Source organism: Pseudomonas sp. 21LCFQ010 (genome assembly GCF_024129905.1).
GTDB lineage: Bacteria > Pseudomonadota > Gammaproteobacteria > Pseudomonadales > Pseudomonadaceae > Aquipseudomonas.
In genome coordinates this window covers 38570-54031 of sequence record NZ_JAMYDZ010000023.1, presented here as the reverse complement: position 1 = coordinate 54031, position 15462 = coordinate 38570, and the positions used below count along the sequence as shown (strand labels likewise).

Genomic DNA, 15462 nt, shown 5'->3' with positions numbered 1-15462 from the left:
GTCAGTTGAACCTCATGACGATCAGGCGCATTGAACCGCTGGCCGTGTCACGCCCATGCCCCCAGTAGCGCATGTAATTGGCAACCTCCACCTGGTCATGATTCATCTGGGTTTCAAACTGCCGGGCAAGGGCCTGATCGAAGTTGCCCAGCGGTATGACAATCGCCACGGCATTGCCGGGGTTGCAACCGGGGACTGAAAAGGCGCGAATTTCCCGCTGGGTTCCAAACGAGACCACTTCTGAGCGCACCACCCTGACCGTGAAAGCGTTTTCATCGATCTGCAGCTGGCCGCCCTCGCCCCAGATCCGCATACCAAAACTCATGCGTGCAAATCCCCCAGCTGGACGCGCAATACGCCGTTGGCATCGAAGACTTTGACGGCGCGGTTATTGATCGACAGCCGGCCGCCACCGGGCACTGTGCCGTTGAACTCAAGCACCCCGGCTTTATCCAGGCGCCAACCTTGTACGCCAGGCACGTAGTCATTGGACTGGATGTACTGGCCGATCATCGCGTTGTTGATCCAGCCGGTGCCGATCAGCGCCTGGCTGATAAAGGTCTGGCCGTTTTGCACCACAAACGGTGCCATGGCCGGGCCGCCGCCCATCGAACTGACCACCGCAAAGCGGTCGGCGCTGACCAGGAACTGACTCTGCAAGCCGGCCGGGGTGTTCTCGATGCTCAGGCCGATACCGGCGGCGACGTATTGGCCATGCGGGTTGACCTGCAGCTTGACCGACCACATGGCCGAAGCGTTGCCCTCAAGGTCGGCGACCGCCTTGCTGACCTGCTGTACCACGGCGCTGGTGTCGTTGATCGTCGCCTGTACGCTGTCGATCTTTTGAGCGGTGGCGACTCCCAGCGCCACCACCGCCTGGCTGACCTGCTGCACCACGGCGGCGTTGTCGTCGACCTTGGCCTGCACGGTGTCGACCCGCTTGCCGGTGGCAATGCCGTCTTCGATGCGTGCCGACTGTTCGGACCACACGCCGACGAAGGCACTGGATCCCGCGTGGCTGCCTTCATCACCGGCCAGTGGCGGGTTGAGTTTGGCGAACACGCCATCGACCCGTTCGGAGATGGCCTCGACGTCGCCGGTGACCACCTGCAGGCGGCCGTTCACCGAACCGGGCAGGTCTGGCGGGCCGTCGATCAGGTCGATGCGCTCATTGAGGTGGTCGCCCAACGCCGACTCACCGATCTTGCCCGCAAAGTAATCGTCGTATTCGTCGCTGTCGGTGCTCGATTGCCCGGACACGCCGACGCCCTGCGGATACCAGCCACCGAGGTTGCCGGTGCGGTCGACCAGCCGCGCCCAGTAGTAGAAGCGCGCCCCGGCCGCCAGCCCGTCCAGGTCATGGCGCGCCTGCGGGTAGGCGAAGTCGGCCAGCTTGCGGGCATCGTCGCGGCTCGGGGTGCTGCTGTGCCAGACCTCGGTCCGTTGGGTGTCTTCGGCACCGGCGGGAAAGCCCCACTCCAGGCCGATGCCGTAGACCTTGCTGGTGGCGCGCAGGAACGCGACCACTGGCGGCGGTGTGGTCTTGCCGCCCAGCATCACCTCCAGGCTGGTGCCCCACAGCGAGGCGACCTCCAGCGCGTTGATCGCGCTGACCCGCGCCACGTAGCGCCCGGCATAGATGTTCTCGACCTCAACACCCAGGCTGCCGGTGCGCGGCATACGAATCCAGTGGCCGCCGTCCTTGCGCCATTCGACGTGGTAGGCCACGGCGCCCTCCACCGCCTGCCAACTGATGCGCAGGGTGCTGACGGCGATGCCCTGGGAAATCACCTCCCGCGCGGTGACCTCGATGCCCTTGGGCACCGGCATCACGCCGGGCGGGATGATGGTGATCGGCTGCGGCTCGATGCGGGCGCCGTTGTCGATGGCGTCGTATTTTTTCGGCTCGTGCTGCACCGCGCTGATCTGGTACTGATGCAGGCCTTGCGGCTCGATGGTCTGCACCCGGTAGCGCATCACGGCAAGATCGGCGCTTTCCACTGACCAGTTGCTTTGCGGCTCGGGCACCTCGGAATAGGCGGCCATGACCGTGACCTTGCGGCCGCTCACCGAGCGCACGATCCGGCCCTCGGGCTTGCCGCTGGGCAGGTTGACGATCAGCCGGTCTTCGGCCTGGATCTGCACGTCGCGGTCCAGAGTGATCACCCGGTTGCTCGCCGCGCTGATCCGGCCGCCGTTGGGCCGCCCGGAGAACAGCTCATCGGCCACGCAGATGATCTGCCCCGGCTCGACGTTGCGCCCTTCCATGCCGGTGGTGAAGGTCACCGACCAGCTTTCGAACTGTTCGGACTTCAACGCCCACAAGCCATGGCGCATGGCCTGGCCTTCCGAGGTGCAGCCAAACGCGGCGACGTCGAGCTGGCGATGGCCGAGCACGCCGATCAGTTCGTCGTTGGTCACCGGGGTCTGTTCGGTCTTGTAGTCGTTGTCCGGGTTGTCCCAGGACACCCGCGCCCGAGTGTGCCGGTCGGGCCAGGCAGCGGCGCCGTATTCGAACTCGCCGATGATGTTGGAGCGGCTGAACACGTAGCCGTCTTCGCTGCCGGGAATGTCGGCCACCAGGGTGACCATCGAGCCGTTCCAGCAACTGCTGCCATGGAACACGCTGGCCAGGTCCGACAGCAGCGCGTAACCCTCGGCCTGCTCCTGCAGGTAGACGTTGGTGGTCATGCGCGGCTCCTGCCCGCCTTTGCCATCGGGCACCATCACGTCGCAGTAGCGGCCGATTTCGTACAGGGTCCAGCGGTCGACCATGTCGGGGGTGATGCGTCGGCCCAGACCATAGCGGCGGTGCAACAGCAAGTCGTACCAGACCCAGGCCGGGTTGTTTGAATAGGCCAGTTTGAAACTGCCGTCCCACGGGCCGACGTAGACGCGGCTGTCCGGGTCGTAGTTGCCCGGCACGCGGATGATCCGGCCACGGGCGCGCACGCTGAATTTCGGGATGTTCTGGAACTGCGAGGCATCGAACTGCAAGGCACCGACGGCCAGGTTCGGATAGCGCAGCTTGGCGTCGATCACCTCGGTCAGGCCCTTGATGCGCATCACATCGGCAAAGCTGCTGTCGTTGCGGTTGGGGGTCAGGCGCCGCACGCGGACCAGTGCGCTGTTGAAGCCGTCCGGCAGTTCGATACGGTGGCTGCGTTCGTATTCGCTGGTGCCTTTGTCGTGCACCGCAGCGGTCAGGTACGGCATGAAGCTGCCGCCATCCACCGACAGATCGATGGCGTACTCAATGCGGTAACCGATCTGGTCGCCATTGCTGCGCAGTTCCCAGAGTTGCGGCCAGGACAAGCGAATGCGCACCGCTGACAACTGGGCGTCGTTGATCGCCCGGGTCCAGGCGGTGGCCGAGGTCAGTTCGACCGGCAGGCCCTGGGTGATTTCGTTCTCGATCGCCGGAAAGCCCGGCATGTGGTCCTGATCCACGGTGCCGGGCCGAAAGTCCCAGCGGCTGCCGGGAAAATTCTCGCTGCCATCAGGGGCCACCAGCGGCGTGCCGTCGAGCTTGACCGAGCGGTGACTGTGGACCGGCCCGACAATCGGCCCTTCGCTGAGGATGTACAGCAACTTGGCGGTGGCGATGGACAGCGCGGTGTCGGGGGCTTTGTAGGGCTGGTAGGGCTTGCTGGCCCCGCTTTTGGCGCCGCTGATCGGCGCAGTATTGTGGTTATGCATCACTGATCCTATTGCTGATCTTCCGCGTAAATTCCGGCGGAGACCACCGCCCCGCCAATGTCGCGCTCGCCATACAGCAACGGCTTGCAGCGGCCCTGGGCGGTGGTGGTGACTGCGCCGCCGAACGCATAGGACGGTTTGTTGCCGTCCTCTTCCTGATTGAGCAGGCCGGCCGGTGACGGCGCCATCATGGTCGCAACACCGCCCAGCAGCAGCCCGGCGCCGATGGCAGCCAACTGGTATTGCCCGGTGTACAAACCCACGGCGATCAGCACCACACCGGCCACCGCCGAGAGGATGCTGCCCCATTTGCTGCCGACCACCACCGGAGCGATGCGGATCGGCGCCAGGCTGCGGCAGTGCATGGGCAGTTCGTCTTGCTGCAGGTTGTGCCGACCGCGAAACACGGCGAAGGTCAGGCCGCGTTCTTCCGAGAGGCGCAGGAAGCGTTTGAAGCCCGGCACCATCACGCACAGCGCATGGATCGCCTCGGCGCCGGAACGCACCGCCAGCCGGTGGACCCGGCCGAAGCGCGTGCCGAGCACGCCGTACAGCAGCACCTCGATCACCGGCGGGTCGTCGCTGTAGCGGTTCATGGCAGCACCTGCGGCGCCCGTTCGTGGCGCAGGATCAGCCGCGTGCAGTCGGCCCACATGCCGCCGTACACGTCGCGGCTGGAAGCCTTGTTGTAGCGATGGTGCAGAAAGGTGCCCGGCGCCGGGTGCAACTCGGGTTGGCTGCTGAGCAGGCCATCGCCCAGGTAGATACCGGCATGGTTGGGTGCCGGGGCGTTGATCTGCATGACCAGCATGTCGCCCTTGCGCAGCTCGTTGACCGGGTAGAAACCGGCCTCGCGGTAGTAGCGCTCATACAGGCTCTCGCCGTTGTTCCACCAGCCGTCGCGGCGCGGGTAGTTGGGCAGCGTCAGGCCCCATTCGCGCTGGTAGAAATCCCGGCACAGCGCGTAACAGTCCAGCAGGCCGTGGGCAAAGGCGCGGCCCAGTAGCGGCGCCTGATATCCCGAGGGCTGAAACTGCTCGACCTCGCCCGACGGCCAACTGACGATCAGCCACGGCACGTCGTGCAGCTCGCAGCTCACCCGGTCGGCCATGCTCGGTTGCGCCGGGGTGTCGGGATGGCTGTGCACGATCAGCAGCACCGCGCCGCGATCTTCGGCATCGGCCTGGTCCTGGGCGTTGAGGATGAAATGCTCGCTGGGGGTTTGCGCGTCGTTGCGGCACGCCACGTACACCGCCCGGCCACGCTCGCGGATCACCACGCCGCAGCATTCCTGCGGGTAGCAGGCAGCGGCGTGACGGTGAATCTGCTGCATCACGGTTTTGTTCATCGGGTTCATACCATCGACGCTCCGGGTGTGCCGCCGAACGGCAGCGGGTTGCCTTTGCCGTGGCGCAGTTCGCAGTCGCTGACCCGGCCGCCACAGCGATCCTTGGCCGGGTCGTCGACCGGATTGCCGTCCAGGTCGAACATCCGCAAGCCGGTGTAGTTGCAGTCCGGGCCGCGATATTCGCCCCACAGGCACCATTCGCAGCGGTTGGAGATTTGCCCGCCGGGCAGTTTCTGGCCCTTGACCGAGGTCGGCGGTACCAGGGCAAACACCACCTCTTCGCGGGATATGCGGGTCGGCTGGTTGATGTAAGCGATGTCCAGCCGCTCATGGGTACTGGCGTCCGGGTTGCCGCCGGAAAAGTTCGCGGCGTCCAGGTACTTGGCGTAAGTCTGGTGGACGATCACCCGAATGCCGCACAGGTGCTGGAACTGCACACACAGCGCGGTCACCAGACCATCGAGGTTGCCGATCTTCAGCGTCGGCGAAGTGGTATTGCCCTCGACACCCCGGCCAAACCCGGCCACCTCGAACGGGCGCGGCAGGTACTGCTGACCCTGCCAGTGGATCGGCTCGGCCTGCTGATGGGCGTGGTAACGCAACACGCCCATGCCCCGCGATTCGCCGTCCAGCTCGATCAACTGGATCAGCGCGCCCGGCTCCAGCTTCTGGTCGTCAGCGGTAATCATGGCGCGTCCTCCGGCACGAACACCTGCTGAAAGGTGGTGCTCAGGGTGAAGCGCTGCTTACCGTGCGGCTGCAACTGCCAGCCACCGCTGGTGATAAAGCGGCCCTGCTCGGCCAGTGGCGGCGTCCACAGGAAATGCCGGGCGCCCTTGTGGCGGATGAAGAACGCCTGAATCGGTTTGAGGTACGCCTCGGTCCCGGTGAACGACACCGACCAGACAGCGGCCAGGTTGTTGATGCCCACCGACAGCCGCTGGCTGTAGCCGTCACCGAATTGCGAAGACAGCAGATTGGCCTGGGTATCGCCGCTGGAACTGATCCGCGGCGACCAGGTGAAGAGTTCGGTCAAGTTTGGTTCTCCTGAGCGCTGGCCGGTCAGCCGTTGCGTCGGTTATGCGGGTCCAGCAGGCCGTTCTGGCCCTTTTCCTGAATGATCACGCCACGGGCGATCTTGGGCATTTCGCTGCGCACCGTGGCCAGCAGCGCCTGGCCCAGCGCTTCGTAGCCTTGGGTCGAGTCCACCTCGCCACCGCCACCATCGGAGCGGATGTTGATGTGGATTTGCGGCGCCGTCTGGCTCTGGTTGGTGGCCTGCGGCGTCTTGTCGAGGAACTGTTTCAGGTCGCGGTTGGTGCGACCATCGACCACTCGTTCACCCTTCTGCAGCAGCCAGGTGCCGTCCTTGGGAATGTTGTCGATGCCGTCGTGGGCCATGCCGGCCAGGGTCATGCCCGCGACCATGCCGGCATTGGCGTAACCGGCGGCCAATAGAACCTTGCCAATCGGAATCCCACCCAGCACGGTCAGTTCGGCCGGTGCCTTGGCCGCTGCGATCTGCGCGTTCATGATGATCGACGCCACGGCGAAGGCCTTCTGCGCCAGGAACAACACTTTGTACGCCCCGGACTGTTCACCGGCGATCTTGCCAACCATGTCGGCCGCCTGCCCGGACAGTTCGCTGAAGGTGCTGAACATCGCCACCTTGTACGCGCCCTGAATGTCTTCAAGGCGTTGCTGGTTCATCTGGTTGATCTCGAACACCCGGTCCAGGTATTGCTGTTCGCTGCTGAGCTTCTGGGCATGCAACTCGGCCTGCAGGGCCAGTTGTTTTTCATGCCAGGCTTTCAGCGCGGTTTCGGCTTCAGCGGCCTTGATCATTTCGCCAATCGGGCCGCCCACCGAGGCATCCAGCCCGGCGTAGCGCGGTGCCTCGCTGATCGACCCCTTGGAGATGGCCTCGGCGCCCTGCTGGTACTGATCGGCAGACAAGCCGCCTTGGCGACGCAGGTTCTGCAGCTCTTCGAAGCGCTTGCGGGTGGTGAGCAACAGCCCTTCTTCCTGCTTGTGCACGCTGGCCATCAGGTCTTTGTAGGCTTTCTGGGTGTTGAGCTGGTCCAGGGCGATGGCGGCCCGTTCCAGCTCGGTTTTCTTGGCCCGATCGAGCTGGGTCAGCGCGCCCTGGCGGGTTTCGTATTCGACCTTGGCCAGCTCGGTTTTGCGGCCATGCACCTCGGCCTGTTCTTGCAGGGTGCGCAAGGTGCGGCGGTAGTGCTCGTCCAGTTGTTTGGCTTCGCGCTGGGCGGTCGCTGCCGCTTCGCGGGCCTTGCGGGCGCCCTCTTCCCGGACCTTTTGCTGGGCGATGGTCAGGTCGAGCAGCCGCGCCGCGTCCTGGGTCTGGGTCAGCAGTGCACGACCTTCCGGGGTCTGGCCCAGCTTGTCGCGCTCGCCCTGGCGAGTGACCGCGCCCAGCTCGGTGGGGTCGTTGAGTTTGTCGGTCTGGTCTTGCAGCGCCTCGATGCGTTTTTTCCAGGCACCGACTGTCGATGCACTGGGCGGCTGAATCTTGTTGAGCCCGGCGCCGAGGCCCGCAGCATTGTCTTGGGCGCGGGCCATGATGCCGTTGAGTTCGGTCATCTGCGCCCGCGCCGCATGCACCCGCTCGATGGTGGTCTGGTACTGGCCGGCCAGGCCTTGCAAGCGCTCTTTCAGCGCCTCGGTGGGCTTGATCGAGTCGACCATCCACTGGGTGGCGGTGTCGACATCGATGCCGCCCTTGATCCCGCGCCCGAAGTTGCGCGCCGCTGCGGCACGCTCGTACATCGACGCTTCGAAGTTTTGCCCGCCGCGATAGTTGCCGGATGCCCCTTGGGCAACCGCCTGCATCTCGCGCAGGATCTCGGCAGCCTTCTGTTTGGCCTGTTTTTGCTGCTGTTCCAGCGAACTGAGGATCGGCCGCTGTTGCGCGGCGCCCAGCCCTTCCCATTCCTTGCGCAGATCGGCTATCGGCTTCTGCAGGTCGACCACCGCGCTGGCCGCCTGGCTGGCCGTGTTGCGAAACAGCATAAAGCTGGCCGCCGTGGCTGCGACCATCACGCCCAGGCCCACCGGCCCGCCGACAAAACCCATCAGGCCACGGGTGGCGTTGCCGAGCACCGACGTGGCGCGGGCATTGGCGATCTGCGCTGCCGTGTGCGCTTGAGTCGCCTGCAGGTCGGCCAGCCGCGCCAGGCGCAAACGACTCAGCGCAGCGGCGTGCTGATCGGTGCCACGGGTCATGGCCACCTGGGTGCGTGCGGCGGCGACTTCGGCAGTGGCCTTACGGGCCAGGGTCGCGGTGGCATCGACCTGCGCCCGGCTACGCCCGACTTCTGCCGACTGCGCCGCCCGCGATGCAGCGGCCTGCTCCAGCATGCCTTGGGCCAGCCCGGCGATCTTGCGCCCGAACGCACTGATCGCCGCACCGGCCAGCAGCCGCACCAGGGTATCGATGTTTTCAGAAGCGAAGTTGATCACCTTGACCAGCCCCTGGGTGGTGCCGGTCGCGCCATCCACATCGCCGACCCAGCGCTGGAAGGCGTTGCCCATGGCGGTGGTCGCGCCGCTCACCGAGTTGGGCATGGCGGCGTATTCCTTGCGCAGCACGTCCAGTTGGCTGACCAGCGCGGGCACGATCTTGTCGATGGTCAGCAGGCCGTCATCGGCCATGCCCTTCAGCTCACGGCGGGCCACGCCCATGCCGGTGGCCAGGGCGCGCATGATCCGGTCACCGTTGGCATTCACCGAGACAAAGTCGTTGCCGCGCAGCACGCCCTGGGCCAGCGCTTGGGAAAACTGGGTAATGACCGACGACGCCTCACCCGCCGTACTGCCCGACAGTTGCAGGCCCAGCGCCAGTGACTCCGACAGTTTGAGAATATCGGTCGACGCATAGCCGTATTCACGCATCGATGCCGCCGAGCGGCTGAACAACGTGGCGTTGTCACGGAACGCGGTGCCGGTCAATTGGCTGATGCCGAACAACACCTTTTGGTTATTGGCAAAGTCCTCGGTACTGCTCGACGCCTGCTTGAGCCGCGCATTCACCGCATTCCAGGCATCGGCCTGAGTGGCCAGGTTGCCCAACGCCAACGCACCGGCCATGGTGCTGACATAGGCACCGACGCTGCCGGTCAACGACACCATGGCAGTGTTCTGGGCATTGATCGCCGACTGCTGCGAACGCCAACCGGCAGCGGCCTGGCGATTGCCGTCGGCAATGGTGCGCAGGTAGTTCTGCCCCATCCGCGACGCCCGCGACATCTCCCGCTGATAGGCGCCGGTCTCGGCAGAGACGCTGACGATCAGCGAGCGCAGGGTGTTGCTGGACATGGCAATGCTCTCTTTTGAGGGAATCGACGGGGATAGGCTTATGAGGTGTGTAGCGGCGTGCCAGACATCGGACTTGGCTTGCGTTTTCTATGCATTGATTCTGACTAATAGCCCAAGAGCCTGCTCGCTGGAGGCGTAGGGAACCCCAGACTTACTAACAAGAGACAAGTTATGCCCCCCTAACCCCAAGAAAACTTAACTCTTTAAAGAATTAACATCTTTGTACTTTTGCACTTTTGTACTTTTGTACTTTTGTACTATATACCGCCTGCGTAGCCTGCGTAGCCTGCGTAGCGTGTGTCGTTTATATATCTAAGTCTATTTCGAAACCGCCCCAAGAAAAGAGAAAGCCGGCTCTACGAAATTCATGATCAATCTCGACAACAGAACAGTAGACGACAAAAAGACCAAAAACGAACACGAACAAGCACAAATAGATGTGTTTACTTGTGTTTACAAAATTCAAATCACAGCAGCGAAAACAGCATCTCGCCAGTAATTTTCGGATATAAATTGTTGACGAAATGCAGGACCTACATTAAATTCACTGAACTTCGACCACATAACATCTAGACCCAAACCTTAAAGTTTTGGTTGCGAACAATTTCGCCTTGATATTTAGATCAAAAGAACGCTGAGGGGTTGCACCCCCTCAGCCTACCCGTAAACAGATCGTCACTGTCCAGCACGATCCCCATCGAAACTCGATGATTGCTCACAGGGTTCTCGCACGACCACGGTAGCATAAACGAGAATTGGTGATCCAAGGTCGCGTGCTGAGCGCGACCGAAGGCGGCAAAGCCTGGGCCAACGTACGGAAGAAAGCCCATGACAACTGTTCAATTGGTGCTGCAGCTGGCAATTGAGTTGGTGCAGCTCGCGAGAGAATTACTGATCCTCATCAGCGCGTAAGGCAAGGCGCGGGGGGCTACCCCGCGCCTTCTCTTTAGAGTGTCAGCTGTTGGACACAATAAGGCGCTGCGTTCGATAAGCGATCGTCTCGGTGCATGGTGTAGGTAGCCCCGAAAAAGTAGTTCACCTTCAGCACCAGCATCTGGCGGGTAAGCCGGGTGATATCAGTGCGAGTACTGTCGCTGATGCGGACCTGCTTGCCGTCGTATTTCAGAAGCTGGAGCATGTCGCGCCCGTTACCCGACGAGCAAATGAAGCCCGAGCCATCCGGGTTGAATTTCATCGTCACCAGGTAATAACCGATACTCCCTGTCCAAAAGCCAATCATGGCCTGTGGTGGCGGGACCGGGCTGATCGCTGGAAAATCGTTATTGGTCATGTCCGAGTGCATCGCACAACCCGTGAGGGTCGAAAGGATGAAAGCAAGTAAGAGGGTACGCATAGGATTTCCCTGATCAAAAGAATCGGGAAAGCTAGCACCGCCCAACCCCAGCAAAGGCGTGACCTGATAAATCAGGACGTTTCTGACGCGCTCTTCAGAAACGTCTTAAACGCCGACTCCCCTTGCTCATTTTCGGGGTCGCCTGGCACATCGATGGTTGCATGCCACTCCGGCACCAAGTCCGCAGCCACAACCTTGGCCCCCTGCGCCTGAAACGCCGCTGCCGCCACTATCGCCGCCTGAACATCCCCCCGCCGGTCGCTGATCGGTGATTCGCGGTCGTAGGCTTTCCACAAAAACAACTCTTCAGCACTCAGCCGCTCGCGCAGGTCGTGCAGGGTCATGCCCAGGCGCAGTGCCAGGGTCAGCAGGAAGGCCAGCCCCGGTTCCTGGGTCAGGCGTTTCCCGCGAGGTCCACCGGGTCGGCCGGTTGGCTGTCGCCGCCCGCTTCTACGCCGCTGAGTTCGAAGGCTTTGCTCACCAGCCGGTCGTGGACCGGGCTGAAGGCGGCGGTGACGTCGTCGAGGTCCTGGTCTTCGAACACCCGGTTGTGGGTGGCGTCGAACAGGGTGCGGATCAGGACGAAGGCGTACAGCGCGGTGGCCGAGAACCCGGCGGGCAGTTGCGGATCGTCTTCAGCGTCGCCGGCCAGCGGCGGCAGCCCAGCGTCGATGCGCGCCTGGGTGATCAGTTCGGTGGTGCGTTTGCGGTAGTCGAGCCAGTCGCCCGCGCTCAGGGCGCGGACGATGACGTGGGCGTTGTCCCATTGTTCGATGGTCAGGGTTTGGTGTTTGAAGTTGCGCAGCGGGTCGAGGGCCAGGCGGCGCAGGTTGGCGTCGGTGGGGTTATTGCGCGGCATGGTTGGCTCCTGCGGCGGCGGGCGACGTGAAGCTGACCTTGCCGGTGATGCGCACGTTGAAGGAGCCGCTGACGGTGCCGTTGGGTGCGGCGTCCCAGGTGAACTGGGTGACCAGGCCAAGGAAGCGTGATTTGCTGCCGTCGGCAAAGTCGACCTTGAAGGCGCGTGGCTCGCCATCGTCGCGGGCGGTGCGCAGGACGGTCTGGGCCTTGTCTTCGATTTTCCAGTTGCCGCTCATGGTGAAGGTGCCGTTGTCGGCCAGGCCGACGGTGAATTCCTTGGCTTCGCTGGCCAGGGTGGTGACTTCGATTTCATCGGACTGGCCGCCCTGGTACTGCGGCTGTTTGACGGTGACGGACAGGTCTGCCCACTCGATGAGTGGGTCGTTCGGGTCCAGGGTGGTGTCGGTGGAGACGCCGAGCCCCGTGCCCTGGGTTTTGACGAATTTGGCTTTGGTCGCCTGATTGGCCATGGGGCCTCCTACGGTTGCAGCATGAATTCCCAGCTCACCCGGAACAGCCGGGTGTCTGATTCGTAATCGTCGGGCAAGCGCTGGGCCTGGCCGACGGTGAAGCCGGGGCCGGGTCGGGTCATGACCTCGAACACGGCGTTGGCCAGCTCAAGGGCCAGCAGTTTGTTGCCGGCCCAGGCATCGATTTGCAGGGTGGCGTCTTGCGAGCCGTCCCAGCCGGACAGCACCCAGCCGGTGGCGACACCGACGCCCAGCCAGGTGATGCGCGGCACCGGTGCGTCGGGCGGGGCGATTTCCGGGTAGACGTGACCGCCCGCCAGTGCGCCAAGGCGCGCCGCGATGTGGGTTTCGATCATGGGTGGTTACCTGATAAGGACCTTGTCGATGGCGTCGGCCAGTCGGTTGCGCACGGCGCCTTCGATCTGCGGCAGGCTGCCGTCCCAGGCCGGGCGGATGAAGGGCCGGGCGCGCAGTTTCGAGGTGCCCAGCTCCAGAAATTTCCAGTAGAACGGTGAGGCGTATTCGGTTTTCAGCCGCCTGCCCGGCTTGCTGCCACGCTTGGCCGGCCGGGTGGTTTTGCCGGTGGGCCGTCTGACCCGGATACCGGCGGTGGCAGCGCCTTGGCTGTGCGCCTGATTGGCGCGGCTGGCGATGATGTTTTTCTTCAGCTTGCGGGTGCGCACCGGTGCCGAGGTGCGGGCTTTGTCGCGCACCACCCGCGCACCGGCCATCACTGCGTCACGCAAGACCCGCTCGCCAGTGGCCTTGGCCAGCCGTTCGAAGTCGGCCTGCAGGTCGCCCAGACCGAGGATGTTCATGGAGATTTCAGCCATCCGGCTTCACCATATGGATGTCACCGTTTTGCACATGAGCCGCAGCCGGTGGCGGCCCCGGTCGAGCAGTGGTTGTTCGATCTGGTAGGTCAGTGTGTCGTGTGCGACGCGCATGCCGGCCAGCGCCGCCAACGGTCGGCAGTGGATTTCCACGGTGACCTCGGCCTGGTGCTGGGCAGCGGCCAGCCAATTACGGCCGCTGACGGCGCGCACGTCGCCCCAGAATGCCCGCACCAGCACCCAGCGGTCGGTGTCACCGCCTAGCGGGTCGCGGATCGGCTCGTTGCGGTACAACTGGCAGCGGTGCCGGTAGTGGCCTGCGCCCATGTCAGAACCTCGCCGGTATGGTGATTTCGCTGAGCAGCGAGTCGAGAAAGGTGCCGGGCAGCTTGGCCAGGGTCTGGCCGGTGACCACGGTCTCGCGGTGTTCGTACGCGGTGGCCGCGTGCATCAGCAACCACGAACGCACGCCGGGGTGACGATCCAGGTCGGTACCGGCCAGATAACGAATCGACAGTTCACCTGCAGGACGCCCGGCCGGAAACAGCAGCCGGGTTTCCTTGGCGCTGTGTACCAGTCGGGTGGCGACGTTCAGCGGCTGTTCGCTGCCATCGGCCTGCACCTGGCAGACGCTGACGATGGCTTTGACCTGACCGATTTCCAGCACCCGGCCACTGGCGTATGACGCAGGCCAGTGTTCCTGATATTCGGCCTCGCGCACCGCTGCCCCGGACAGCGCCTCAGCCTGCTGGGTCACGCCGGGAATGATCACCTGCTCGATCAGCGCCGCCTGCAGGTCTTCAGCATCGAGGCGGCATTGCTGGGCGACTTCATCCAGGCTCAGCACCGGTTCGCCGGTGTAGGCGATGCGCCGGGCCATGCTCAGGGTTTCTCGTCGTTGTCGGCAGGTGCGGCCGGGGTCGCGGGTTCAGGTCGGGGTTCCGCCGCCGGTTTGCTCGGTGCTTTGGTCGGGCGGCGTTGCTTCTTGCCGCCTTCATGTTCGGTGGCGACACCGGCATCGATCAGGGTCTGGGCGACCGCTTCGTCGAAACCGGCGGTTTCGCCCGCCGCGTAGCCGCGCCAGTGTTTGGCGAAGGTGATGATTACTTTGGACATGGGTTACCTCGCAATGGAATCGGCCCGCCAGTGCGGGCCGTGGATGACGTCACAGCCCGGCGCCCCAGACCACGTCGGTGAGCATCGCGACCGACTCGATGTGCCGGGGGCCAAAGTCGTGCTTGGCGATCACCCGCACCAGGGTCTGGTCGCGCTGGAAAGCGCTGACGATGTTCCCGGCGTTGTCCTTGTAGGTGGCCTCTTTGCTGAAGTCGATGACCATGTCGTCGTCTTCGCCGATGAAGCAATCGGCGAAATCGGCAAAGTAGATTTCCGAGGCATCACCGTTTTCACCGAGGTTGATCGGCACCTGGGTGGTGGTCGCCACCGGGAAGCCTTTGAGCAGGTTCTGGTCCAGCTCCGGGTAGGCCTTGTTGCCGTTGCCGTCACGCAGCGCGGCCAGCCAGCGTTTGCTGCGCGGGGCCATGATGAAGCCCGGCATCAGCATGTTCGCGTCGGCCTGTTCCAGGCGCAGGATCAGCGCCGACAGGGCCATTTCGACGATGTGCAGCTCTTTGTCCGACGGGCAGGTGATGATGTTGAACGCCGGTGCCCAGAAGCGCAGGCCTTTGGGCAGGTTGCCGGTCCCGGCGCCGCGAATGAAGCCCAGGTCTTCGGCCAGGCCGACCGCAGCCGTCAGGTCGTTGACCACCAGCCGGTCAACGTTGGGGTTGGTGCCGGAATAGCTCAGCAGGTCGTTGCTGATCGGCACCAGGCCGGCCAGTTTTTTGGCCGACAGTTTCAGGTCGTCGAAATTCAGGTCGGTGACCGGCACGTCTTCTTCGCTGCCGATGTAGCCGACAATCGCCCCGCCCTTGATGCGTGGAATGGTCAGGTTGCCGCTGTTGAGTGGCAACGACACGGCGCCGAGTTTGCGCACTACCGACTTGGGCCGCAGCAGCTCGATCACTTCGCTGGAAAAACTGTGTGGCACCAGCACCCCGCCCGCGCCGGGGGTCACAGTGCTCAGCGCCATGGCGATTTCCGGGTTCATGCCGCCGTCACTGGCCATTTTCGCCGCAGCCTGCTGATCGCCACGGGTCGCGGCCAGCAAGCGCACCATTTGCGCCATGTTGGCTCCGGGAATCGGCTTGGCGGTGAAAGGGCCGCTGATGCCACCGGCCGGTGGACTGGTGATGCCTTGCGCGCCCTCGCTGAGCGGCACGGCACTGGCCAGCGCAGTGCGTTCGGCCGCCTCGGCGCGGCTGAGTTTGTCGGTCAGCGTGTTAAAGGCGCTGTTGAGTGAATCGAAGGATGTCAGTTGTTCGGCATCCAGCACGCCGCCGTCGGCTTCGATGCGCGCCAGCGCCTGGATCTGCTCGTTGAGTTTGGCGCGTTCGCTGCGCAATTGGGTAACCAAGGACATGGGTCTCTCCAGAATAAAAAAACCGCCCTGAGGGCTAATGCCGATCAGTTCAGGCGGTTGGGGTATGTTTCACTGCCTTG

17 protein-coding genes are annotated in these 15462 nt (G+C 63.7%); all 17 read right to left on the bottom strand.

Annotated elements, in window-relative coordinates:
• Position 1 precedes the first annotated feature (1 nt).
• Positions 2 to 325, bottom strand: a complete 324-nt coding sequence (locus NJC38_RS22185) for a hypothetical protein (protein ID WP_253117122.1) — start codon at positions 323 to 325, stop codon at positions 2 to 4.
• Positions 322 to 3699, bottom strand: coding sequence for a host specificity protein J (locus tag NJC38_RS22180; protein ID WP_253117121.1), 3378 nt, complete (start codon positions 3697 to 3699; stop codon positions 322 to 324). Before NJC38_RS22180 ends, NJC38_RS22185 begins: the two co-directional genes overlap by 4 nt.
• 8 nt (positions 3700 to 3707) lie before the next feature.
• Complete coding sequence (locus tag NJC38_RS22175) at positions 3708 to 4295, bottom strand: tail assembly protein (protein ID WP_253117120.1); 588 nt, start codon at positions 4293 to 4295, stop codon at positions 3708 to 3710.
• The gene (locus tag NJC38_RS22170) at positions 4292 to 5047 is read right to left on the bottom strand and encodes a C40 family peptidase (RefSeq protein ID WP_253117166.1); all 756 of its coding nucleotides are present in this window, start codon (positions 5045 to 5047) and stop codon (positions 4292 to 4294) included. The genes NJC38_RS22175 and NJC38_RS22170 overlap by 4 nt, the downstream gene beginning before the upstream one ends.
• Positions 5048 to 5052: 5 nt before the next feature.
• Complete coding sequence (locus NJC38_RS22165; protein ID WP_253117119.1) at positions 5053 to 5736, bottom strand: phage minor tail protein L; 684 nt, start codon at positions 5734 to 5736, stop codon at positions 5053 to 5055.
• Positions 5733 to 6083, bottom strand: a complete 351-nt coding sequence (locus NJC38_RS22160) for a phage tail protein (RefSeq protein WP_253117118.1) — start codon at positions 6081 to 6083, stop codon at positions 5733 to 5735. The genes NJC38_RS22165 and NJC38_RS22160 overlap by 4 nt, the downstream gene beginning before the upstream one ends.
• A 26-nt stretch (positions 6084 to 6109) precedes the next feature.
• Positions 6110 to 9382 (bottom strand): tape measure protein, encoded by a 3273-nt coding sequence (locus tag NJC38_RS22155; protein ID WP_253117117.1) that lies wholly within the window; start codon positions 9380 to 9382, stop codon positions 6110 to 6112.
• 946 nt (positions 9383 to 10328) lie between these two features.
• On the bottom strand, positions 10329 to 10736 hold the full coding sequence (locus tag NJC38_RS22150) for a J517_1871 family lipoprotein (RefSeq protein ID WP_253117116.1): 408 nt from the start codon (positions 10734 to 10736) through the stop codon (positions 10329 to 10331).
• 71 nt (positions 10737 to 10807) lie between these two features.
• The gene (locus NJC38_RS22145) at positions 10808 to 11080 is read right to left on the bottom strand and encodes a hypothetical protein (RefSeq protein WP_253117115.1); all 273 of its coding nucleotides are present in this window, start codon (positions 11078 to 11080) and stop codon (positions 10808 to 10810) included.
• A gap of 50 nt (positions 11081 to 11130) precedes the next feature.
• Entirely contained in the window at positions 11131 to 11595 is a 465-nt protein-coding gene (locus tag NJC38_RS22140) for a phage tail assembly chaperone (protein ID WP_253117114.1), read from the bottom strand.
• Positions 11582 to 12067, bottom strand: a complete 486-nt coding sequence (locus NJC38_RS22135; RefSeq protein ID WP_253117113.1) for a phage tail tube protein — start codon at positions 12065 to 12067, stop codon at positions 11582 to 11584. Before NJC38_RS22135 ends, NJC38_RS22140 begins: the two co-directional genes overlap by 14 nt.
• An 8-nt stretch (positions 12068 to 12075) precedes the next feature.
• Positions 12076 to 12423: a DUF3168 domain-containing protein gene (locus tag NJC38_RS22130; RefSeq protein ID WP_253117112.1), complete on the bottom strand. Its 348-nt coding sequence runs from the start codon at positions 12421 to 12423 to the stop codon at positions 12076 to 12078.
• Between the two features lie 6 nt (positions 12424 to 12429).
• Positions 12430 to 12900, bottom strand: a complete 471-nt coding sequence (locus NJC38_RS22125) for an HK97-gp10 family putative phage morphogenesis protein (RefSeq protein WP_253117111.1) — start codon at positions 12898 to 12900, stop codon at positions 12430 to 12432.
• Positions 12901 to 12906: 6 nt separating this feature from the next.
• Positions 12907 to 13227: a phage head closure protein gene (locus tag NJC38_RS22120; protein WP_253117110.1), complete on the bottom strand. Its 321-nt coding sequence runs from the start codon at positions 13225 to 13227 to the stop codon at positions 12907 to 12909.
• Position 13228: 1 nt separating this feature from the next.
• Positions 13229 to 13780: a hypothetical protein gene (locus NJC38_RS22115; protein WP_253117109.1), complete on the bottom strand. Its 552-nt coding sequence runs from the start codon at positions 13778 to 13780 to the stop codon at positions 13229 to 13231.
• A 2-nt stretch (positions 13781 to 13782) separates the two neighbouring features.
• Positions 13783 to 14016 (bottom strand): hypothetical protein, encoded by a 234-nt coding sequence (locus NJC38_RS22110; RefSeq protein WP_253117108.1) that lies wholly within the window; start codon positions 14014 to 14016, stop codon positions 13783 to 13785.
• Positions 14017 to 14065: 49 nt separating this feature from the next.
• Positions 14066 to 15382, bottom strand: a complete 1317-nt coding sequence (locus tag NJC38_RS22105) for a phage major capsid protein (protein WP_253117107.1) — start codon at positions 15380 to 15382, stop codon at positions 14066 to 14068.
• Between the last annotated feature and the right edge of the window lie 80 nt (positions 15383 to 15462).